The 21819-nt window shown below is 68.2% G+C and carries 22 protein-coding genes and 1 riboswitch; of the genes, 9 read left to right on the top strand and 13 right to left on the bottom strand.

Translation table 11 applies throughout. The features are described from left to right. Window positions 1-2 precede the first annotated feature (2 nt). Window positions 3-65, bottom strand: a riboswitch (Fluoride riboswitch). Window positions 66-196: 131 nt separating this feature from the next. Continuing rightward, window positions 197-898 carry a helix-turn-helix domain-containing protein gene (locus DVH23_RS03850; protein WP_114576119.1) on the bottom strand — a complete coding sequence of 234 codons (702 nt, stop codon included), beginning with the start codon at window positions 896-898 and terminating at the stop codon, window positions 197-199. A gap of 176 nt (window positions 899-1074) precedes the next feature. On the opposite strand from DVH23_RS03850, the gene DVH23_RS03845 reads away from it, so the two are divergent. Both DVH23_RS03845 and DVH23_RS03840 read left to right on the top strand, forming a co-directional pair. Beyond that, window positions 1075-1488, top strand: coding sequence for a universal stress protein (locus tag DVH23_RS03845; RefSeq protein WP_114576118.1), 414 nt, complete (start codon window positions 1075-1077; stop codon window positions 1486-1488). A 67-nt stretch (window positions 1489-1555) separates the two neighbouring features. Further along, entirely contained in the window at window positions 1556-1993 is a 438-nt protein-coding gene (locus DVH23_RS03840) for an acyl-CoA thioesterase (RefSeq protein ID WP_114576117.1), read from the top strand. Here the strand turns inward: DVH23_RS03840 and DVH23_RS03835 are convergent, their stop codons facing one another. After that, window positions 1994-2995: a methyltransferase domain-containing protein gene (locus DVH23_RS03835; protein WP_114576116.1), complete on the bottom strand. Its 1002-nt coding sequence runs from the start codon at window positions 2993-2995 to the stop codon at window positions 1994-1996. Between the two features lie 92 nt (window positions 2996-3087). Here DVH23_RS03835 and DVH23_RS03830 point away from each other — a divergent pair, with 92 nt between their 5' ends. Both DVH23_RS03830 and DVH23_RS03825 read left to right on the top strand, forming a co-directional pair. Continuing rightward, entirely contained in the window at window positions 3088-3648 is a 561-nt protein-coding gene (locus tag DVH23_RS03830) for a TATA-box-binding protein (protein ID WP_114576115.1), read from the top strand. A gap of 44 nt (window positions 3649-3692) precedes the next feature. Next, a complete protein-coding gene (locus tag DVH23_RS03825) occupies window positions 3693-4061 on the top strand; it encodes a hypothetical protein (RefSeq protein ID WP_114576114.1) in 369 nt (122 codons plus the stop codon). Here DVH23_RS03825 and hisG read toward each other — a convergent pair whose 3' ends face one another. From hisG to DVH23_RS03785, 8 genes are all read right to left on the bottom strand, one after another. Continuing rightward, entirely contained in the window at window positions 4062-4910 is an 849-nt protein-coding gene (gene hisG / locus DVH23_RS03820; protein ID WP_114576113.1) for an ATP phosphoribosyltransferase, read from the bottom strand. Window positions 4911-5260: 350 nt separating this feature from the next. Continuing rightward, window positions 5261-5998 (bottom strand): 1-(5-phosphoribosyl)-5-[(5-phosphoribosylamino)methylideneamino]imidazole-4-carboxamide isomerase, encoded by a 738-nt coding sequence (gene hisA / locus DVH23_RS03815; RefSeq protein ID WP_114576112.1) that lies wholly within the window; start codon window positions 5996-5998, stop codon window positions 5261-5263. Between the two features lie 46 nt (window positions 5999-6044). Beyond that, the gene (locus DVH23_RS03810; RefSeq protein ID WP_114576111.1) at window positions 6045-7610 is read right to left on the bottom strand and encodes a tryptophan--tRNA ligase; all 1566 of its coding nucleotides are present in this window, start codon (window positions 7608-7610) and stop codon (window positions 6045-6047) included. A gap of 55 nt (window positions 7611-7665) precedes the next feature. Beyond that, the gene (gene endA, locus DVH23_RS03805; RefSeq protein ID WP_114576110.1) at window positions 7666-8697 is read right to left on the bottom strand and encodes a tRNA-intron lyase; all 1032 of its coding nucleotides are present in this window, start codon (window positions 8695-8697) and stop codon (window positions 7666-7668) included. A 120-nt stretch (window positions 8698-8817) separates the two neighbouring features. After that, window positions 8818-9570 carry a DUF91 domain-containing protein gene (locus DVH23_RS03800; protein ID WP_114576109.1) on the bottom strand — a complete coding sequence of 251 codons (753 nt, stop codon included), beginning with the start codon at window positions 9568-9570 and terminating at the stop codon, window positions 8818-8820. Window positions 9571-9667: 97 nt separating this feature from the next. Further along, window positions 9668-10687 (bottom strand): phosphonate ABC transporter, permease protein PhnE, encoded by a 1020-nt coding sequence (phnE, locus tag DVH23_RS03795; protein WP_114576108.1) that lies wholly within the window; start codon window positions 10685-10687, stop codon window positions 9668-9670. Beyond that, window positions 10684-11451 (bottom strand): phosphonate ABC transporter ATP-binding protein, encoded by a 768-nt coding sequence (locus DVH23_RS03790; protein ID WP_114576107.1) that lies wholly within the window; start codon window positions 11449-11451, stop codon window positions 10684-10686. The genes phnE and DVH23_RS03790 overlap by 4 nt, the downstream gene beginning before the upstream one ends. A 29-nt stretch (window positions 11452-11480) precedes the next feature. Next, complete coding sequence (locus DVH23_RS03785) at window positions 11481-12734, bottom strand: substrate-binding domain-containing protein (protein ID WP_232833692.1); 1254 nt, start codon at window positions 12732-12734, stop codon at window positions 11481-11483. Window positions 12735-12881: 147 nt separating this feature from the next. Here DVH23_RS03785 and DVH23_RS03780 point away from each other — a divergent pair, with 147 nt between their 5' ends. Next, a complete protein-coding gene (locus DVH23_RS03780; RefSeq protein WP_114576106.1) occupies window positions 12882-13379 on the top strand; it encodes an AAA family ATPase in 498 nt (165 codons plus the stop codon). 76 nt (window positions 13380-13455) lie between these two features. Further along, entirely contained in the window at window positions 13456-14631 is a 1176-nt protein-coding gene (locus DVH23_RS03775; protein ID WP_114576105.1) for an HD domain-containing protein, read from the top strand. A 672-nt stretch (window positions 14632-15303) separates the two neighbouring features. Here DVH23_RS03775 and DVH23_RS03765 read toward each other — a convergent pair. Continuing rightward, entirely contained in the window at window positions 15304-15606 is a 303-nt protein-coding gene (locus DVH23_RS03765) for a MazG nucleotide pyrophosphohydrolase domain-containing protein (RefSeq protein WP_114576103.1), read from the bottom strand. 135 nt (window positions 15607-15741) lie between these two features. Here DVH23_RS03765 and DVH23_RS24090 point away from each other — a divergent pair, with 135 nt between their 5' ends. Together DVH23_RS24090 and DVH23_RS03755 are read left to right on the top strand one after the other, a co-directional pair. Next, complete coding sequence (locus tag DVH23_RS24090; protein WP_198667827.1) at window positions 15742-16569, top strand: CHRD domain-containing protein; 828 nt, start codon at window positions 15742-15744, stop codon at window positions 16567-16569. Between the two features lie 134 nt (window positions 16570-16703). After that, entirely contained in the window at window positions 16704-17378 is a 675-nt protein-coding gene (locus tag DVH23_RS03755; protein ID WP_114576102.1) for an HAD family phosphatase, read from the top strand. A 7-nt stretch (window positions 17379-17385) separates the two neighbouring features. Here the strand turns inward: DVH23_RS03755 and DVH23_RS03750 are convergent, their stop codons facing one another. Next, on the bottom strand, window positions 17386-19728 hold the full coding sequence (locus DVH23_RS03750; RefSeq protein ID WP_114576101.1) for a DEAD/DEAH box helicase: 2343 nt from the start codon (window positions 19726-19728) through the stop codon (window positions 17386-17388). Between the two features lie 100 nt (window positions 19729-19828). Between DVH23_RS03750 and DVH23_RS03745 the strand changes: the two genes are divergently transcribed. Then, window positions 19829-20293 carry a DUF5518 domain-containing protein gene (locus DVH23_RS03745; protein ID WP_114576100.1) on the top strand — a complete coding sequence of 155 codons (465 nt, stop codon included), beginning with the start codon at window positions 19829-19831 and terminating at the stop codon, window positions 20291-20293. 32 nt (window positions 20294-20325) lie between these two features. Here DVH23_RS03745 and DVH23_RS03740 read toward each other — a convergent pair whose 3' ends face one another. Further along, on the bottom strand, window positions 20326-21816 hold the full coding sequence (locus DVH23_RS03740) for an MATE family efflux transporter (protein WP_114576099.1): 1491 nt from the start codon (window positions 21814-21816) through the stop codon (window positions 20326-20328). Window positions 21817-21819 lie beyond the last annotated feature (3 nt).

The raw sequence follows: 21819 nt of genomic DNA, 5'->3' as shown, positions 1-21819 counted from the left end.
CGAGTGATACGGGGGCCGTCAGCCGTTGGCGGTTGCGTCGGGCGGGCCCCATCGCCCGGTCGTAGCGCCGGCTACTCGCGAACCCACATTGAGCGTTGCGGTTCCGGACGGGCGTCGTGGGTCGGTTACGGGTCAGTGCACTATCGGCGGCAACACGCTGGTGCGACCGAACGAGAAATCCGTGTAACCGACCCCATCAGTCGTTTTCGACACGATCCGCCGCCACTTCGCCGCTCCCCTCGCCATCTGCCTCGGGCTCGAGCTCGAAGGGCATGTCGAGTTCGGCCCGCGCTAGGGTGCCGTAGGCCCGCCGGAGCCGCTCGGAGAGCGCCTGGTGGGAGATCTCGAGCTCCTCGGCGAGCTCCTGCATCGAGACCTTCCGGGGGATCTCGAAGTAGCCGCGTCTGATCGCGGCGACCAGCGAGTCGTACTGCTGGGCGGTCAGACCGATCTCCTCCCAGGAGGAGTCGGTGAGCTCCGAGAGATGGCCGATCTCGACGTCGACCCCGTGCTCGCGGAGGCGTTCGTACACCGTCCGGAGCTGCTCGCGGTCCCGAAACCGCATCCGGACCGCCCACCGGCCGTTTTCGGCCTTCGCGCTGACGAGCGTCCCGCCCTCGTCGAGCACCATCTCGACGACCGAACAGACCGCCTCGGCGAACTCGAGTTCGTACAGCGTTCGGTCGTCGTCGCCCGAGACCCGTTCGAACTCCTCGACGGTCGGGTCCGCCTCGAGGGCGGCCGCGATCTCGTCGTCGTCGGCGCCGGCGAGCCAGACGCCCGGCCAGGCCGATTCGACGACGCGCTCGAGTTCGCACGTGAGGTCGGGACACCGCTCGAAGGACTCACCCAGGGCAGTATCCTCCGCGCTCACGTGGAACTCCGCGATCGTAGCCATCGACCTCCGTACGACAGGCACTGTATAAATTTCATCGGTTCGGGGGCTCGCGGGGACTGCCTCCGTTGCCTCCGGCGGCGGGTCGGTTGAAACAGGAAGCCCCACCCTCACGCGCGAGCCGAAAGGCGAGCGGTAGAGTGGGGTAGTTCACACACCGGAGCCCCGAACGTCCGGCGATGCGCATCCTTCTGGCGTACGACGGATCGCCCGCGGCGGAGACGGCCCTCGATCTGGCCGTCTCCCGCTACGGCGGCGACGAGCTGGTCGCACTGTACGTCGCCGAGGTCGATCCGACCACCTACGACGCGAGCGCCTTCGGCGGCGGGACCGACGACGTCCCCGACTCCGACGAGGCCGAGGCGGTCCTCGAAGAGGCAAGAGAGCGGGCAGTCCGGGAGGGCTACGAACTAGAGACGGACGTCATACAGGGCACGCCCAGCGACGTGATCGCGGAGTACGCCGGCGAACACGGGTTCGACCAGATCGTGATGGGGACCCACGGCCGCCAGTCGATATCGGAGATGATCGTCGGCTCGACGGCCGAACAGGTCGTCCGGAACTCGCCGGTGCCGGTGCTGACGGTGCGCTGACCGCCGGCCTCGACACCGTTTCGGACGCGAGCGGGAGCGTTATGCCCCTCGCCCGTCCAGGGAGTCCATGCCCACGCTCGAAGAGACCCGCATCCGAAACCGGTTTCGCGTCCAGCCCCACCACGCGAACAACTACGAGACCCTCCACGGCGGCAACCTGATGAAGTGGCTCGACGAGGTGTCGGCGATGTCGGCGATGCGCTTTGCCGGCGAGACCTGTGTGACCGCCCGCGTCAACGAACTCGACTTCGAGCAGCCGATCCTCATCGGCGACACCGCCCTCGTCGAGGGCTACGTCTACGAGGCCGGCCGGACGAGCGCCCACGTCGCGCTCAGAGCCTGGCGCGAGGAGCCCACCACCGGCGAGACCGAACTCACGACCCGCTCGTCGTTCGTCTTCGTCGCCATCGACGCCGAGGGCTCGCCCGTCCCGGTTCCCGACCTCGCCGTCGAGAGCGAGGAGGGCGAGCGGCTGCGAGAACGGGCCTACGAGACCCTCGAGTGATCACTTCAGAACGAGCACGTGCCGGTCCAGCGATCGGTGGACCCGCCGCTCGAACGCCGACTCGACCGCCCATCCGGCCCCCCTCGCCGCGTCCGCCCACGAGCGGTCGCCGACGACGACCGCCCGGTCGGCGACGCGACGGGCCTCCGCCAGCGCGCCCGCCACGAGGTCCGCCAATCGGTGGCGCGCTATCTTCGACTGGCGGCCGTACGGCGCGTCGAAGACGACGCCGTCTGCGGCGCCGTCCGCCAGCGGAAGCCGGGTCGCGTCGCCGCGGGCGACGGCGAACGTACCCGGCTCGCCGAGCGGCGATCCGTCCGCGACCCCCCTCGCGAGGTAGTGTGCGAGGTTCTCCCTCGAACCGCGGACCATCTTCGCCTGGGCATCGATCCCGACGACGTCGCTCCCGACGAGGCCGGCCTCCACGAGGATCCCGCCGGTACCACACATCGGGTCCACCACGATAGCGCCCGGACCCGCGCCCGCGACGTTCGCGACCGCCCGCGCGAGCAGGGGGTCCATGCTTCCGGGCTGGAAAAAGGGCTTCCCCGTAGGTGCCCGCGAGCCGAAGTCCCGGACGCTCTCGCCCGCGAGCCACCCGAGCGCACAGACCTCGCCCGAAAAGACCGCCCGGAGGACGTGGTCCGGATCGTCGAGATCGACCGCGAACCCCCGATCGACGAGGCAGGTTCCGAGCACCCGCTCGGCCTCCTCCGTGCTGATCCCGGCCGTCCCCCGGACGTCCCGCGCGCGGACCGCGACGCTTCCCTCCCGGTCGGGCGCGCCCGCTGCGAGCAGCGCCCGCGCGCTCTCGACGTTGGCATCGGTGTGTCCGATCAGCTCGCTCGCCCGTCGGGTGTAGGCGAGCCCGGCGATTCGGTCGGGTACGAGCCCGCCCGCGATCGCAAGTCCCGGGGCGAACTCCTCGACACCGGCGGCGGCGCTTTCGGCCTCCCGGCGGGCGAAGCCGTCGTCCTCGCCGGCGAGCTCGAGGAGGTACACGGCCTCCCTCGGCCGTCTACGGCCCTATCGGTTTCGCATCGGGCCGCGGCACCAACCTTTATAAACCTTAAATACGTCCTTTTAAGCGACTGATGACGGATCCGAAGGACACCATCAACATCGAGAACGTGGTCGCGTCGACGGGTATCGGGCAGGAACTCGACCTCCAGAGCGTCGCGATGGACCTCGAGGGGGCCGACTACGACCCCGAACAGTTCCCCGGCCTCGTCTACCGAACCCAGGAACCGAAATCCGCCGCCCTGATCTTCCGGTCGGGGAAGATCGTCTGTACCGGCGCGAAATCGACCGACGACGTCCACGAGAGCCTCCGGATCGTCTTCGACAAGCTCCGTGACCTCCAGATTCAGGTCAACGACGATCCCGAGATCGTCGTCCAGAACATCGTCACCTCGGCCGACCTCGGTCGGAACCTCAACCTGAACGCGATCGCGATCGGGCTCGGGCTCGAAAACATCGAGTACGAGCCAGAACAGTTCCCCGGCCTCGTCTACCGCCTCGACGACCCCGAGGTCGTCGCCCTCCTCTTTGGCTCGGGCAAGCTCGTCATCACCGGCGGCAAGAAGCCCGTCGACGCCGAACACGCCGTCGACAAGATCGTCTCCCGGCTCGAGGACCTCGGACTGCTCGAGTAATCGGACTCCGGCAGGCACAAAGCCGGGGAGGTCGAACGCCGAGCATGGTCGTCGCACAGATAGATCCCGCGGCCGGCGGGCCGATCGCCTACCTCGGGACCGTCCTCCTCGCGACGCTGTTCTACGGCGTCACCCTCCACATCGCGGCGCGGTACGTCCTCGGGGACGTCCCCGTACGCCGGGCGTTTACGGTCGCGCCGCTGCTGGGCGTCTTCTCGCTTGCCCTCCAGCGGGCCGGCCCGGCGATCACCGCGGCGGTCACGGTCGCCGTCGCCTACGTCGCGATCCACGTCGTCTACGACCTGAGCCACAGGCTGACCGCCCTCGTCGCGGTGATCTACTACACGGTCGCCTTTCTCGTCGGACTGGTCGTCGTCAACGTCCTCACCCTGCTCGGGGGCGCCCCGACCTGATCACTCGACGAGCCGTTCGATCTCGGTCACGAGGATCCCGCTCGCCCCACGCTTTTTGACCTCGGTGATCGTCTCGAAGACGTCCCGCTCGGAGACGACGGCGTGGACCGCGACCGTTCCGTCCCCGTCGGCGATGTCCATTACTGTGGGACCACCGAGACCCGGAATCACCTCGCGGACGTCCTCAAGGCGGTCCTCGGGCACGTTCATCATCAGATAGCGTTTGCCGTCCGCAGAAAGCACCGAGGAGAGCGCGGTTCTGATCTCTCGCACCTTCGGCTCCTCTCGGACGTCCTCACGGGCGAACAGCCGGACCGAACTCGAGAGCACTTCCTCGATCACTTGCAGTCGGTTGACCTTCAGCGTCGTCCCCGTGCTCGTGATGTCGACGATCGCGTCGGCCATCTCGACGTGGGGGGTGAGCTCGGTCGCGCCCGTCACCTCGACGATCGAGGGATCCACGCCGGTCTCGGCGAAGAACTCCCGCGTGATCGTCGGGAACTCCGTCGCGACGGTCTTCCCGGCGAGATCCTTCACGGAGGCGACGTCGCCGTCCTCGGGAACCGCAAGCACCAGCCGGCAGCGCCCGAACTCGAGGTCGAGCAGGTCGGCGAGATCGTGGCCCGACTCCCGGACCTGATCCAGACCCGTGATCCCGAGGTCCGCGGCGCCGTCGGCGATGTACTCGGGAATGTCGGCGGCCCGGACGAACAGCAGGGTGACGTCGGGATCGACGGTCTCGGCGTAGAGCTTCCGGTCGGCGCCGTTCTCGACGTGGAGGCCCGCCCGCTCGAGGAGGTCGATCGTCGGCTCGTGGAGGCGACCCTTGTTGGGGACGGCGAGGCGCATTTGTGCCGTGTTGGCGACGAGGTGGCAACTGTCTTTTCATCCCGACGGCTCGCGGTCGGCGCTCGAACCACGCCGACCCGACCGCTCACGACGACCGGCTTGCCGGTGAGTCGACCGCTAACGGCGACTGATCTGCTGGTGATCCGACCGCTAACAGCGAGCACCCGCCCTCGCACGGGCATCTAAGGGGACCCACGGCCTCCCCAGCCAACTCGCTCGCTCCGCGGTCGCTCGCTCGCCCCTCGCACGGGATCGCGCCGCGTCTCGCCGCCGGCTCGTCGCGACGCCGCACGCGTCACCCCACGGTTGCCGGTCGGGCCCGGTGGTCGGCGCGACGACGGAGGCGACGGTCACTCGAGCGCGGCGGCGGCCTCCGCGAGCGTAAAGCGACCCTCGTAGAGGGCGCTCCCGACGACGACCGCGGCGGCGCCGGCCTTCCGCAGCGCGCGGACGTCCTCGACCGTCGCGACGCCGCCGCTCGCGATCACCGGAATTCCGACCGCGTCGGCCAGCTCGGCGACGGGATCGGTCCGGACGCCCTCGAGGCGGCCCTCGACGTCGACGTTCGTAAAGAGGATCGCGCCCGCGCCGAGGTCCTCGTACCGGCCGGCGGCGTCGGCCGGCTCGAGCCCGGTTCCCTCGGTCCAGCCGTCGACGACGACCTCGCCCTCTTTCGCGTCGAGGCTCACGACGACGCTCCCCGGGTGGACCTCGCTTATCTCCCGAACGATCTCGGGGTTCTCGACCGCGGCGGTCCCGAGAATCACCCGATCGACTCCCGCTTCCAGCAGGCCGATCGCCTCCTCGGCCGTCCGGATGCCGCCGCCCAGTTGGACCGGGACGTCCACGCTCTCGACGATCGCCTCGATCGCTCCGGCGTTCGCGCGTTCGCCCTCGAATGCGCCGTCGAGGTCGACCAGGTGAAGGGTCGAGGCGCCGGCCTCGACCCACTTCCGCGCGGCCTCGACGGGCTCTCCGTACCGTTTTCCGGTGTCGCGCTCGCCGCCCACTAACTGGACGACCTCGCCGCCCTCGACGTCGACCGCGGGGATCACCTCGAACTCCGGGAACGCCTCGCTGTCGGTCATGGCCGACCCTCCGGGAAGGTCGCGAGTAAAGGCGACGGTTCCGGCGTCATCGACGGGACGACTCGAGTTCGATCTCCGCCTCCTCGAGTAGTCCCTCGACTTCCGCGCGTTTCTCCTGGTGCTCTTCGAGGAACTCCTCCATGAGTCGGGCGGCCTGTTCCTTGCAGTCGCCACAGAGGCGCTCGCCGCCGACGCACTCCTCGTAGACCTCGGTGGCGAACTCGTCGTCGTCGCCCGCGAGCAGATACGCGTAGAGTTCGTAGACGGGACACTCGTCGGCTCTCCCGCCGAGTTCGCGCTGGAGGTCGGCGGTCTCGCGCCCGCCCGTGGTCGCCGATTTGACCTTCTCGTAGCCCTCCTCGGGGTCGTCGAGCAGGGAGATGTGGGAGGCGGGGATCGACGACGACATCTTCCCGCCCGTGAGGCCGGTCATGAACCGGTGGTAGATCGACGACGGCGGGAGAAAGCCGTGGCCGCCGTGGGCGACCTCGACCTCCCGGGCGAGTTCCTCGGCTTCCGCCAGGTTCACCTCGAAGGCGTCGACGTGGGCCTCGAACACCCGCTTTTCGCCCTCGACGGCTTCGATCAGCGCCTCGAAGGCGTCGTCGGTCGCCCGGCGATCGACGAACCGGGTGCGCGGACGCAGGGGCTCCATGCCGGCGTTCTCGAGCTTCTCGATCGCTCCCTCGGCGGCGGTCTCCTCGGTTGCGAGCCACTCGGCGGCCTCCTCACAGCGGGGCTGGTCTGCGTCCTCGGCGTAGGCCTCGCGGGCCTCGTAGGCCTCCCGGAGGGAGGCGAGTTCGTCGTCGGTCGCCTCGAAGCTCGCGTACGCCGTCCGAACCCCGAAATACCGCGTTCGGGCGGCCAGATCGCGCGCGAGTCGGACGTGGGGGTCCTGGTCGGGACCGACCGGGATCACGGTGGGTTTTGGCTCCTCGAGTTGGGGGTAGAGGATGTCGGCCATCTGGGTGACGACCGACTGCATGTGCGAGACGTCGGTCTCGCCGTCGAAGCCGTAGATCGACTGGAACTCCGAGAAGTTGGCCTCCGCGCCGAGTTCGAACGCAAGGTCCTGGACCTCGCGGTTTTCCGACTGGCGGTAGAGCGTCCCCTCCTCGGGATCGAACCCGAGCGCGAGCAAGGAGAGCAAGTAGTTCCGGGCGTGTTCGTCGATCTCGTCCCAGGACATCCCCCGCGCGGAGTTCGCTTCCAGATCGGCGATCAGCGCGTAGGCGTCCCCGCCCTGGGCCTGGTGCCAGATGATCTCGTCGAACACGAGCTTGTGACCGATGTGGGGATCCCCGGTCGGCATGAAACCAGAGAGCACGGCGAAGGGGTCGCCCTCGTCCATCGCGCGGGCGACCGGGCGGTAGTCGCGATGGCCGAAGATCACGCCCCGGCGCATCAGGTAGTGAGGGTCCGGCACCCGGGGAAGGATTCCCTCGAACTCCTCAATGCCGAACTCCGAGAAGAGTTCGCGGTAGTCGCCGACCGCCGAGGAGCCCCACGGATCGAGCGCCACCTCGTCGGCCCCCTCGGCTCCGTCGGCACCGTCGGCATCGCCGGCCACACCGCCGTCGCCCCCCCGCCCGCCTTCGGTATCGCCCGTCATTGATTGTCGGTACTGGCGCCGTGAGCCGCAAAAACCTTCGTTTTCCGCCCCGAGCTCAGGGCGTCAGCCGCTCGAGCGACCACCAGTCGATTCCCTCCCCGACGAGCGCGAACGACATCGTCTTCCGGACGCCGTGGGCCAGCCGAACGTCGAGCGCGAGGTCCCTGGGTTCGAAGACGTGGTCGGCGGGCAGCACCCGGACGAGCAGCTCGGAGTGGCCCAACTCCTCGACGCTCTCGACGTCCGCATAGGTCCGGAAGTCCGCACCGAACTTGTAGCCCGTCTTCGGGACGGTCCCCGCCTCGCGGAGCGCGCCGTAGACCGCGAGCCGGCGGTCGAAGCGCTCGCCCTCGACGGCCCGCCCGCGATCGACCACCGCCTCCGTCGAGAGATCGATCGTCCCCCGATCGGCGAGGAAGGCGGCCTCGACGAGCGAACACTGCAACGTCGGCCGGTCGTAGTCCCGCCCCTCAAGGGGCTGGCCATAAAAGCCGCGTTCGTACAGCTCTCGGGGCGGGTTCCAGACGACGACGCGGTCCTCCAGAAGGTCGGCCTCGACTCCCCGAGGGAGGTCGATCCCGCTCGTTCCCGAGGGCTCGAGCCGGGCGCGCTCGAAGTAGGTGATCTCGCTTTCCTCGTCGACGACCGCGAGCACGCCCTCGGCGAGTTCCCCGGCAGGGAGAGAAGCACGCTCGCCGACCGCCCGGACGGCGTACTCGACCTCGCCGTCGCCGGGACCGTTCCCGCGGGGAAAGACCGCGAAGTCGGCGTCGGGCGGCTCCTCGATCCAGGGTTCGCGGGCGGGCGAGAGATAGAAGCCCCGCGAGCGGAGGTCGGCGTAGACGAGATAGCGGACGACGAAGTCCTCGGCGGGTTCGCGGGCCAGAAATGACCGGAAGTCGAGGCGTTCGCCGTCGGCGACGACCCCGATCCGCTCGCGAAAGAGGAGGTGGGCGGCCTCGACGGGCGCGAGGGCGATCTCGTTGCCCTCGAGGGGGTAGCCGTAGCCGCTGGCGTCGTGAAACCGCTGGCGGGCGTCGCCAGCGACCCGGACGACCTCCCCGTCGAAGCGACCCTCGAGTTCCATACTCCCGAGTGATTCGCTCGCCACAAAGGGACTGCGATCATAGGGTCGGATGTGAGTCAGTGCACCGGCGATCGCAACCCGGCCGTTCGATCGATCGCGACACAGTCACATCCGTCCCTATCAGTCGCCGGCTGCGGGGGCCGCCACCCGCTCGCAGGTCGAGTCGAGACAGCGCCGCCCGCTCTCGGTCTCGAACGCCGGCAGGCCACACGGGCACTCCCCGTCTACGACGCCCGCGGGGACGACGAAGCCGGTTTCGCAGTCGGCATACCGTTCACAGCCCGCGAGCAAGCCGCCCCGGCGGAGGATCCGGAGGTCGCCCCCGCAGTCGGGACAGTCCCACTCGCGGTCGAACGCCCGCCGGACGGCCGCGTCGAGGGACTCACAGTCGCGGTCGAGACAGACGTCGAAGGCGTACCCCCGTTCGACGCGCATCCGGGGCAGGCCACACGAACAGCGGTCGTCGCGGACGGTCGCGTCGTCGGGGACGCCGTAGCGCTCGCCACAGCCGACACAGGAAACGCCGTCAGCGCGGACGAGCGCGCCGGCGCAGTCGGGACAGCGCCCGACCGGCGTCCCGGCGGTCGAGACGGGATACTGGCCGAAGCCGTCGCGCTCGTGGGCCGCGAGTCGCAGGGTCATCTCGTCCTTGTGGGCGACCAGCGTGAACCCCTCGGGCGGGCCGCTCGTCGTCGAGACGCTGTCGGCCCGCGTGAGCCACGCGACGGGCTGGTAGCTCTCGCCGTCGTGGACGAGCACGGTGTTGTCGGGTTTGACGACGGCGGTCATCCGCCCGCGGTGTTCCTCGCGGTCGGCGCCGTCGGCGACGACGGTACAGTCGCCCGCGAGCACCTGGATCGTCTCCTCGAGCATGGGCCCGCTGGTCCCCTCTTCGTACTTAAACCCGCGGCGCCGGGGCGGCACCCAGTGGCATCCGAAGAACCTCCCTCGTCCGCCGAACGCCCCGACGTCACTTCAGCAGGGCGTCGGCCATCCGCTGGGGGAAGCCGGTGATAAGTTCCCACAGCCCCATCGGCTCGTCATCCGCGCGCAGATACGAGCGAAGCCGCTGGGAGAACATCTCGACGGAGACGATGAGGACCAGGATGACGAGGATGGTCGCCATCATGTTGGTAAAGGCGAACAGCCCCTGCTGGACGCTGAGGATCCGTCCGAGTCCGCCGCCGCCGATGATGCCCAGAGTCACCGCGATGCGAACGTTGATCTCGAAGATGTAGAGCGTCCAGGCGATAAACGGCGTCGTCACCTGCGAGAGCATCCCGAACGTGATCGTCTGGGGTTTGTTCGCGCCGGTCGTCCGCATCGCCTCGATTGGACCGTCCTCGACTTCCTCTAACTCGTCGGTGAACAGGCGTCCGAGGTTCCCGACGGTGTCGGTGGCGATCGCAAGCGTTGCCGTCGCCGGCCCGAGTCCACCGAGCGGGACATAGATCAGTGCCCAGACGAGCGCCGGGATCGCGCGGATCGCGCTCATCGTCCCGCGGAAGATGAAGTTGAACGGAAACGGCGTCACGCGACCGGAACCGAGCACGCCGAACAGCAAGGCGAGCGGAAAGCCGAGGATCGTGCCGGCAAACCCCATCGAGAGCGTGAGACCGGCCTGGCCGAACAGCCCCAGCGGGCCGCCGGTGCTCGGATCGGTCAGCGACGCCTCGGGATCGTAGATGAGGTTCCGTTCTTGGATGAACGCCCAGTAATCACCGAACCCCGAGGGGTCGAACGTGATCCAGGGGAACCCCTCGAGGGGAACGAGAAACGGGAAGTAGTCCTGAAGGGCCCCGACGAAGTCCCCAACGTACTGGGGCAAGTTCGCCTGTGGTAACTCGGCTGCGTACAGCGCGTTCGCGAAGAAGTAGCCGATGACGACGACGAGCAACCCCGCAAGCACCGCACGCACTCGCCGACCGCGGACGATCCGGTCGTACTGGCGTTCGACGTCAGTCGACGCCGTCCCTTCCTCTCCGCTCATGCGGTCGCCTCCCTGTCGGCGTCGGTCCGGGCGAACAATCCTTCGGTGTCGATGTCGCCGTAGATCTCGTCGATGACGTCCATCGTGACGTCCTCGCGGTAGCCGTCAAACACCTTCCGGCCGTCCCGGAGCCCGATGAAGCGCTCGCCGAACTTCCGGGCGAGGTTCACCTGGTGGAGGCTGCTGATGGCAGTGAGGTCGCGGCGCTCGGCGGCGGTCCGGAGATAGCCCATCACCTGCTGGGCGCTTCCCGGATCGAGGCTGGCGACGGGCTCGTCGGCCAGCAGGATGTCCGGGTTCTGGACGAGCGCGCGGGCGATCCCGACGCGCTGTTGTTGGCCGCCGGACATCCGGCTGGCGCGCTGGCGGGCCTCGTCGAGGAGGCCGACGGTCTCTAAGGCCTCCAGAGCCTGGTACTTGTCCTCACGGGGCTGAAACTGGAGGACGCTCCGGAGGTATCCGTTCCGGTTGAGCGAGCCGGTCAACGCGTTACCGTACGCGCTGAGCTGACCGATGATGTTGTGTTGCTGAAAGATCATGGCCGTGTCCTCTCGGGGCTGGGTCACGGGCGTGCCGTCGATGCGGACCTCGCCGCCGGTAATCGGGGTCAGCCCGTTCATACACCGCAAGAGCGTCGACTTCCCCGATCCCGAGACACCGAGGACGATGACGAACTCGCCCTCGGGGATCTCGAAGGAGACCTCGTTCAACGCGACGGTCTCGCCGTAGTGCTTGGTGAGCCCGTCGACCGTAATGCGACTCATGAGGGGGTAGGAGAGGATACTGTGGGGGCTCAGGAAAGGTCTTCGAACTCCAGCCCGAGCTGGTCCATCACGTCGGATATCATCTGGTAGTCGTCGACGTTCCCTTCCTCGACGCCGGTGAACCACAGCGGCTCGCCGTCGTAGTCGTCGCCGTGGCTCAGGTCCTCCTCGGTGACGTTGAGGATCGCCTCCTCAATCTCGGCTTTGGCGGGGTGATCCCAGTTGCTGCGGGTCACCAACGGCGCGCGCGGGATCGGGTCCGAGACCGCGAGCAGTTGGAGCTCGACGCCCTCTTCCTCGATTGCGTCGCCGGCACCCTCATACTCCGCGGAGATGTCGACGAAGTCCTGGGAGACCTCGTCGAACTGCTCCTGGGGCACGTACGGCGCCGAGGAGAAGGCGCCCGTACACGCGGCCGCCACGTCGTCGCGGTTGACCATCTGCTCGCGGGCGGTCGTGTGATCGGAGTACGCCGCCTCGAAGCCGGCCGCGTCGCCGTCGGGGGCGTTCCCGATATCCAGTCCCGCGTCCTGGAGCATCGTCAGCGGAACGAGCGTACCTGAAACCGAGAGGATGTCGCCGAGATTGACCTGCTCGCCCTCGAGGTCGGCCAGCTCGCTGATTCCCCGGTCGGGCATCGTCGTGATCGTCGAGAAGTACTGGGAGGCGCCGTAGGCGATCCGGATGCCGACGACGTCGACGACCCCCTCGCCCGCGATGACCGCCGAGGGGGAGATGTCGGCGATCTCTCCCCGGTCGTTGCGCATCGCCTGGAGCGTCGCCGTGTACGACTCGGCGCGTGTCGACTCGATCTCGACGTTGACCTCACTCTCGAGGTACTCGAACATCGGCTGGTACTGCTCTTCGATCGCGACGTCGGCCTCCGCGGGATTCAGGATGAACTGCGCCGTCGTACTCTCGACCTCGCCCGTCGTCTCTCCGTCGCTTTCGTTCCCACTCTCGTTCCCGCTTTCATTGCCCGTCTCGTTGTCGCTCTCGTTGCCGTCCGTGCCGGTCGCGTTGTCCTCGCTCTCGTTGACCTCGGTCGCGTTGTCCTCCGTTTCCGTCTCCTCTTCCGTCTCGGTCTCCTCGGTCTCGTTTTCGTCCCCGCCGTTCCCGTTCCCGTTCCCGTTCCCGTTTCCGTTTCCGTTCCCGTTCCCGTTCCCGTTCCCACCGTCGTCGCCCAGACAGCCGGCCAGCAGGCCCGTCAACGCCGCGCCGCCGGATGCCTTGAGAAACGCTCGTCGCCGGGTGTCGTCGCCACCGTCTGGCGTCAGTGCCATATCTCCTTACCGTTACCCCACCGTTATAAACGCACTGTAATTCGGCTATTGATTCCTCCATAGAGATGGTATTACATCCCCGTATCGACCGTTCGTCCATCGATCCCAACCCGATCCGACTAAGTGGGCGTACCCGAATCCCCGGACGTGGCCCGTCCAAGGCTGATCGTCTTCTGTGGGTTGCCGGGGGTCGGAAAGTCGACGGCCTCGGCGTACGCCGCCGAGGAGAGCGCGGCGACCCGGTACCGGAGCGACGAGATCCGCAAGGAGCTGTTCGACGAGCCGACGTACTCCGCCGAGGAGAGCGCGGCGACCTACGACGAACTGTTCGCGCGCGTGCGATCCGACCTCGAGGCCGGCCGGGACGTCGTCGCCGACGCCACCTTCGGCTCGCGGGAGGCCAGAGAGCGCGTGGCCGACGTCGCGTCGGGGACCGGCGCCGACCTCGCGTTCGTCCACGTCACCTGTCCGGCCGAGATCGTTCGGGAACGCATCGCCGAGCGCGAGGACGTAAGCGACGCCGACTTCGAGGTCCACCTCGCCCTCCGGGAGGCGTTCGCGCCGTTCGAACGCGACCACGTCGCGGTCGACAACTCGGGAGGCCTCGAGGCGACCTACCGACAGATCGACCGGGACGTGCTGTAGCCCGCCGCGCCCTCGACTCCGGCGACGGGCGCGCATCCGACAGTATAAGTCCGCGCTCCCGCGAGTCTCAGGTCCGATGACCCCGGTCAAGGACGGCGTTCACGGCTACATCGAACTCGGCTCCCTGGCCGAGGCACTCGTCGATACGCCCGCGATGCAACGGCTGCGGTACGTCCGCCAGCTCTCGACGGTCCAACTCGTCTACCCCTCGGCGAACCACACACGTTTCGAGCACAGCCTGGGCGTCTACCACCTCGCCTCGCGGGCGACCGACCGCCTCGACGTCGCCAACGACCTCGCCGCCCGCCTGCGGGCCGCCGCCCTCGTCCACGACGTCGGCCACGGTCCCTTCGGCCACCAGACCGAGGCCGCCATCGAGCGCCACCTCGGGCGCCACCACGACGAGATCGGCTGGCTTCTCGCGGAGACGGAGCTCGGAGGAGTTCTCGAGGAACAGGGCCTCGATCCCGACGCCGTCGCCGAAAGCGTCGACGGCCGGGGCCCGCTCGGAGAACTCGTCTCCGGCGCGCTCGACGTCGACCGGATGGACTACCTCGTCCGGGACGCCCACCACACGGGGGTCCCCTACGGCACCATCGACCACGACCGGCTGGTCTACGCCCTCCGGACCGTCGATGGCGAGCTCGCGATCGCCGACGGCGACGTCGCGACGGCCGAGAGCGCGCTGATCGCCCGGACGCTGATGAACGCGACGGTCTACCGCCACCACGTCTCCCGGATCGCGGGCGCCATGCTCGACCGGGCCAGCGAGACTCTGCTGGCCGACGGCGCCGTCGCCCCCGAGCGCTTCGCCCGCCTCACCGACGCCGAACTGCTCGCCGCCCTCGAGGAGTACGGCCCGACCGCCGACCTCGCGGCCCGGATCCGCGACCGCGACCTCTACAAGCGCGCGGTCTGGATCGACCGCGAGGCGGTCCCCGACGACCTCGTCGGGATCGACTACGACCAGACGCGCGCGATCGAACGCGAGATCGCCGACAGTGCGGGGGTCGATGGCGCCGGGGTGATCGTGGACAGTCCCTCCGAACCGAGTTCTCCCGAGTCCCGCGCCCGGATCGTCGCCAACGGCGACCTCGCCCGCCTCGAGGAGCGCTCCTCGCTGGTCGCCGGCCTCGACGCCTGCGCCCGCGAGATCTGGCGGCTGGGCGTCTACGCACCCGCCGACGACCTCGCGGCGGTCCGGGAGGCGACGGAGTCGGTCCTCGGGCTCGCAGCCGACGTGGCGCCGTAACCGAGCGATCCGTTCAGGGTCCCGGATCGAACGCGAATCCTGTCGTGGTCCTCATCCGAAATTATATGTTAACTCACCCTCATATCGTGATACATGGGCACACCCCATTCGTCTCGCCGACGCGTTCTCGGAACGGCCGCTCTTTCGGCTCTTGGGGGGGTGTTCGGTCTTTCGTTCTGATCCCGCCGTTCGAATCGGGAACATCGTCATCGGCAATTGGCGAGATGATCCGGTCACGGTTACGCTTCGGCTTGATCGGGACGGAAGTACGGTCTTCGAGGAGGCCATCGAGATCGATAGCGATGGAAACGAACTCATAGAGCAATCGTGGGATTCCGATTCCTCCGAGTACGCTCTTCTGTTTGCCACGGAGACGGAAGGACGAATCTACGATCTGTCCCTTCCGGGAGACAGGGAGGATGTAGATGGAGAGTGTATCGATATAGCGATCCAGTGTCGAGCCGAATTGACCGATATCGTTTTCAGAGACGATAGTCCATCGTGGGGAATCTGCTAACGGGATTTCCAATCGTCCGAGGTGTTCGGAAGCCTGAGGAGTCAACCGACCGGACGCGAGCGAATCGGCCGGGGAAGTCGTGGCGATCCACTGTGTCCACGAAGCAAGGTACCAGTGTTCGCCGGTATCCCCGTCAGGAGCCCGGCCCCTATTCACTACGCACCCGATCCCGGCGTCTCCCCCTCCTCCAGGCGCCGCTCGTACTTCTCCATCGCTTCCTCGAGGGCCTCCTCGGCGTCGATATCGACCGACTCGGCGAGCGCGAGCAGCGCGAAGACGGCGTCGCCGATCTCGTCGCTCGCTATTTCGAGGTCGCCGCCCGAGCCGTAGTCGGTCGACTCGTTGACCTCCTTTGCGAGCTCGCCGACCTCGCTCGCGAGGTCGAGCAGTCGGTACTCCGGCGGGCTCTCGAGACCGTTCTGGGCGACGAACGCCGCGACCTCCCGTTGTGCGTCCATGTCCTGGCGTGGGGATTCCGGGCCAAAAGCCCCCGGGATCGCTCGCCGTCGGGACCTACACTGGCAGCGCCAAAGACTATCCGCAAGAACGTAGACGACCGTCTGTCTCCGCGCGTTCGTGGGGACGATACCACCATGGTAGACACACACAACACGCGGCGGCGGTTCCTGCAGACCGCCGGCATTGCCGTCGGGAGCACAGTCCTGTTGGGGACCGCGAGCGCGTCCCACGAGGAGACCTGGACGTTCCACGCCGAGTTGACCGGCGAGGACCACGGGGTCGAGACGCCCGCGAGCGGGCACGCGACCTTCGAGATCCCGCCCGACTCCCACGAGATCCAGTACACGATCGACGTGAGCCACCTCTGTCATACGACCCAGGCCCACGTCCACCTCGGCGAGGAGAGCGAGGACGGCCCGGTCGTCTCCTGGCTCTACCCCGAGGACGGGACCGAACCCGAACTCCTCGAGGGCCGGTTCGACGGCACCCTCGCCGAGGGCACCATCTCGCTTTCGGACCTCGTCGGTCCCCTGGAGGGCGCCGACGCGAACGAGGTCGCGACGACGCTGATGGAGGAAGACGCCTACGTCAACGTCCACACCGAAACCCACCCCGCCGGCGAGATCCGCGGCCAGATCCGCCCCGACGCCGACACGGAGGAGGCCATCACCGAGGCGATGGACGACGACGAGGACGACGCCCCGATGGAGGGCGGAGACGGGTCCGAGGAGGGAGACGACGGGAACGACACGGACGCCGACCAGGACGACGCCTCGGGCGACGACGAAGCGGAAACCGACGACGGAGAGGGCGACGACGGGACGATGAACGGGACGGACAGCGACGACGGGATGATGAACGAGACGAACGGGACAAACGAGACCGCGAACGGTAGTGACGATGGCGACGACACGTCGTCGATCCGCGGGCTCTTCGGCAGCATCCGCGCGCTGTTCGCGTAGAACACCCGGGGGCGCTGGCCGACCGTCGGGCTTTTTCTCCGTCTCGAACCCTCCACGGCCCGTACGCCCCGAGATCCGGGGAGTCGGATCGCGGAGCCGAACGGCTATAGGGCTCGGCCGTCGAGGCCCCAATAATGAGCCAACGTGCCGTGTTGTTCGACATGGACGGCGTGATCGTCGATTCGGAGGACTACTGGGTCGAGGCCGAACGCGAGGAACTGCTCCCCGCGGTCGTTCCCGACCACGACGTCGCGGTCTCGGAGGTCACCGGCCTGAACTACCGCGAGATCTACGACTACCTCGAACGCGAGTACGGCACCGCGGTCACCCGCGAGGAGTTCATAGAGCGCTTCGAGGCGGTCGCCCGCGGGATCTACGCCGATCGGGTCGCCCTGTTGGAGGGGTTTCACGGGATCCTCGCCGACCTCGACGATCGAGATATTCCGGTCGCGATCGTCTCCTCGTCGCCCCACGACTGGATCGACGTCGTCCGCGAGCGCTTCGACCTCACCGACGCCTTCGACGCGGTCGTCAGCGCCGAGGGGATCGACGGGCCGGGCAAGCCCGACCCCTACATCTACGAGCACGCCGCCGAACTCGTCGGCGTCGCCCCCGAGGACGCCCTCGCCGTCGAGGACTCGGGCCACGGCGTCGCCGCCGCCGCGGCCGCGGGCGTCCACACGGTCGCCTACCGGATCGCGGCCCACGACGACCCCGACCTCTCGCCGGCCGACGCCGTCGTCGACTCGCCCGAAGAACTCCGGAAGACGGTGCTCGCGTACGCCGATCGGGGCGCCCTCGAGAACTGACCGGGTTTCAGACGACCGCCACGGTTCGAGTCTCGGAAATCGGGAGCAAGGGCAGTTCCGGGAACGCGACCCGAACGGTGTAGGCGAGTTCGTCCTCGTCGGCGCCGAAGACCCCTACCGGAACCGCCTCCTCGCTCCGGAGGTAGGTCCCGCTCTCGGTCATTTCGACGTCGTTGACCGTCACCGAGATCCCGGCCCGGGCGGATCCACCCTCGTTTCGGACCGTCACGTCCCGGACGTCGTTTTTCTCCACCTCGATCCGGTCGGGAAACTCGCCCCACTCGATCTCGATGGCGGGCAACGACCGGGCGCCCTCGAGGACCCGCTCGGCGACCGACTCTGAGAGTCCAGCCTCCACGAGGCCGGAGACCCCCGCGTCGGCCACGTCCCCCGGCGTCGCGATCCCCTCCTTGGCGAGCTTGCTCGCCCGGCCGGGGCCGACGCCGTCGATGGCGGTCAGCCCGACCGCGTCGCCCGCGACCCCGTTCTCGACTCTGGCCTCGAGGCGTCGGGCGCGGTTGGCCGCAAGCGGGGAAGCGAACCGATCGAGGAAGGCCCGAAGTGCCGACAAAAGCCGGGTGGCGTTTCGGCGGATCGCCCAGGCGTCGCTCCTGAGTTCGGCGGGGACCGAGCCGCTCGCGGCACCCGAAAGGACCGCAAGCACCTTCCGGCCGCCGGCGTCGAGGTCGCCGGTGTCGCGGCCGACGAGCACGGCATTGATCGAATCGCGTTCGGACTGGCGTGCGGAGACGGAATCGAACTCCGCCGCGGCCGCGACCGCCCGGAGGAGGGCCTCCTCGTCGGGCTCTTCCGGCCCGCAGACCGCGTGAAACCGGGCGGCGGTCTCGAGTCTGAGGTAGTACTTCGACGCGAGCACTCCCAGGGGAGTGGCTTCGATCGAGAGGTCATCGCCGGTCTCGACGAACCCCTGCTCGACCAGCCCCTCGAGACAGTCCCGGACCCGTCCCCGGAGATCGGGAAAGCCGTAGGCCTCGGGATCGGACTGGCCCCGGACGTAGTAGAAGGTCGTTTCGAGCCACGCCATCACCTCCTCGAGGTCGGTCAGGGTTCCCATAGCGATCTCGGCGTTCAGATGCGAATCGAGGCTCTCGGCGAGACGGGACTCGATCTCTTTCCCCTCTCGGAGCAGCCGTCGATACTTGTCGGCCTCCTGACTGTCGGCAACGACCCAGCCGTAGCCGACGTCGTCGTAGCCCGGTCGTCCGGCCCGCCCGAGCATCTGGAGGACGTCGAGGGGGCTCATGTCGACCTCGCCCTCGAGCGGATCGTGGTACTTCGTGTCTCTGATCACCACGCACCGGGCTGGGAGGTTCACGCCCCAGGCGAGCGTCGAGGTCGAAAAGAGGAGTTCGATCTTGCCCTCCTTGAACCACTGCTCGGTCAGATCCCGGTCGTTCTTCGAGAGACCGGCGTGGTGGAAGGCCACTCCATCCAGCGCCGAGTTCCTGAGGGTCTCGTTCTCGAGGCGTTCGCTCTCGGTATGAAACTCGTAGTCGCCGCGGGCGCCCATCGGGACGTCGCGTTCGGCGATCTCGTCTCTGGCTTTCTCGGCCGCCCGGACGGTGTCCTGGCGCGAGGCGACGAAGACGAGCGCCTGGCCGTCCTCCCGGAGGTGGGGTTCGGCCAGGTCGAGCGCCCGATACAGGCGGCGGTACTTGTCGGCGAAGGCGTTCTCGCCGTGGGTGTAGGTCTTGACGCCGGTCTCTAAATCGACCGGGCGGTAGTCGTCGCCGAACTCGAAGGTACACTCCGGCGGGGCGTCGAGCCAGGCCGCGACGTCGTCGACGTTCTTCATCGTCGCCGACAGCGCGACGATCCGGGGGCTACAGAGCCGCCGGAGCCGCGAGATGGTGACCTCGAGGACCGACCCGCGGCGGTCGGCGTCGAGCAGGTGGACCTCGTCGATCACGCAACACGTGACGTCGGTGACGAAGTCGTACCTGCGCGAATCGTGTTTTCGAGTGGCCGAATCGACCTTCTCGGGGGTCATCACGAGGATGTCCGCGCGGCGCGCGCGGCGGGGGTTGAGTTCGCGCTCGCCGGTGACGACGTACACCGAGTAGCCAAGGTCCTCGAAACGATCCCACTCGCCTTCCTTCTCGTTGGTCAGCGCCCGCATCGGGGCGATGAAGAGGGCGGTCCCGCCGTCGTCCAGACATTTACAGATCGCCAGCTCCGCGATCGCCGTCTTCCCCGAGGCCGTCGGCGCGGAGGCGACGACGTTCCCCTCCTGCTCGAGGATCGCGGGCACCGTCTCCCGTTGCATCCGGTTGAACTCCTCGAAGGCGAAGGCGTCGGCAAAGTCGGGGAGCACCTCGGCGACTTCCATCGAGCGGAGAGGGGGGTCGGCGAGCCAAAGGGGTTTCTGTCTCCGATCAGGGTCCGCTTTCGCCCGAACGGTTATGTCATTCGGTGGTTATCATCATATCATGAACACGGCAAGGATGTTGCTCGTCGACGCGACCGACGAGCGGTTCCGGACGGCGGTCCTCCTGGGACTCGCTTCGATCCCGTTTACCGTCGGCGCGAACTGGCTGTTGACGCCCGACTCCGTCGAGGCCACCTCCCTGTTGGTCGCGTGCGTGATCTCGGGGTATCTGTGCGGGATCCGGGGAGAATCCCCCGTCCATGCCGGAACGCTCACCGGGCTCGTCGGTGGGGCGCCGATCCTCGTCTGGGAGAGCGCGACGACGCTCGTCGAGTGGTGGGGCTATCCTCCCCTGACGGAGGTCGCCGGAAACTCGATCGCCGCAGTCGCCGCAGTCCTCGCGGCCCTGCTGTCCACCCTCATCGTAGTGGTTATATTGCTCGTCATCGGCTGGATCGGAGGGAGCATCGGCGGCTGGGCGAGCAAGCGGATCGATCCGCCACGGCGGCTCCGGTCGGGCAGTTAACTCCCCTCCAGTTTCCCGAGGAACCGACGGACTCAGCCCGCCCCGGAGCCGTCGGTCGCCGCCGCGGCGCTCGTTCCTTCGTCGCCGTTCCCGTCGGTTTCCGCGTCCGGTCTCTCCCCGTCGTCCCCTTCCTCCTCGCCCGAGGCGACCTCCGCGGCTCGTTCGTACATCCCGTCCGCGACCTCGTGGCGGTAGTAGAGCCCGAGCCCGATCGCCGCGACGATATTCGAGAGCGTCACCGCCCAAAAGACCCCGACGACGCCCGCCCCGAGGACGTAGACGCCGACGGCGGCGATCGGCAGCCGGGCGGCCCAGTACTGGAGGAGGGTCGCGACCAGGCTCGTCCGGGTCCGGCGGGCGCCGTTGAACCCACCTCTGAGAAGGTAGGTCGCGCCGATCGCCCAGTAGCCGTAGGCTAAGATCCGGAGGTAGTCGGCGGTGAGCTCGAGTTCCGTGCCGGTCGCGTCGGGGACGAACACGAGCGTCAGCGTCTCGGGGACGAACCACTGGACGGCGCCGACGAGGACGAGAGTGCCCGCGGCGAGTGCGACCCCGATCCAGGTGGTCCGGCTCGCCCGATCGGGACGTTCGGCCCCGAGGTTCTGGCCGATGACGCTCTGGGCGGCGTGCTGGAGGCCGGTCGCGGGGACGAACGAGACGGTCGCGACCTGGGCGCCGATCGTGTAGGCGGCGACCCCGGCGGTCCCGCCGGCGACGGTGACGATGGCGATCATCACGACCCGGACCGCCTGGCTCGCGGCCGACTGGGCGGCGTTGGGCCAGCCGATCGAGACGATCTCGCGGAGGTCCTTCGTGTGGAAGACGAGGACCGAGCGGTCGATCAGGAGGCCGCTGCGCCCGCGGAGGGCCATCCCGATCCCCAGAAGCAAGCCGCCGGTGTAGCCGATCCCGGTCGCGAGCGCGGCGCCGGCGACGCCGAGTTCGGGAAAGAGCCACCAGCCGAAGATCAGGAACGGGTCGAGGACGGCGTTCGTACCGATCGCGAGGACGTTGATGTAGAGGGCGGCCCGGGTGTCACCCCAGCCGACGAAGCCGCTCTCTAAGGTGTCGCTGGCCGAGAATATCGGCATCGCGAGCGCGTAGACCGTGAGGTAGGTCGCGGCCATCTCGCCGACGCGGGGAGTCGTATCGAAGAGGCCGATGACCTCACCGGCGAAGACCGCGGTGACGAGGCCGACGACGAGTCCGAGGACGAATCCCAGTATCGTGCCGTTGACCGCCGCCCGCCGGCCGGCGACGAGGTCGTCGGCACCCACCCGCTGGGAGACGAGGATCTGGGTGCCGACGAGGGTCCCGATCGCGACGACGCCGAGCAGGGCGACCAGCGGGAAGTTGAGTCCGACCGCGGCGACGGCGTCGGCGCCCAGCCGGCCCAGCCAGAAGAGATCGATTACCTGCTGGGCCACCTGCACCAGGTTCTGGACGAGCAGCGGTGCCGCGAGGACCAGCAGTGCCCGCGCGAGCGAGCCCTCGACTATCTCCTCGCGGGATACGTCCAACATCTG

This window comes from Saliphagus sp. LR7 (assembly GCF_003344565.1).
Taxonomy (GTDB): Archaea; Halobacteriota; Halobacteria; order Halobacteriales; family Natrialbaceae; genus Saliphagus; species Saliphagus infecundisoli.
The sequence above is the reverse complement of the archived record's forward strand: the minus strand, read 5'-3'. Positions and strand labels throughout refer to the sequence as shown.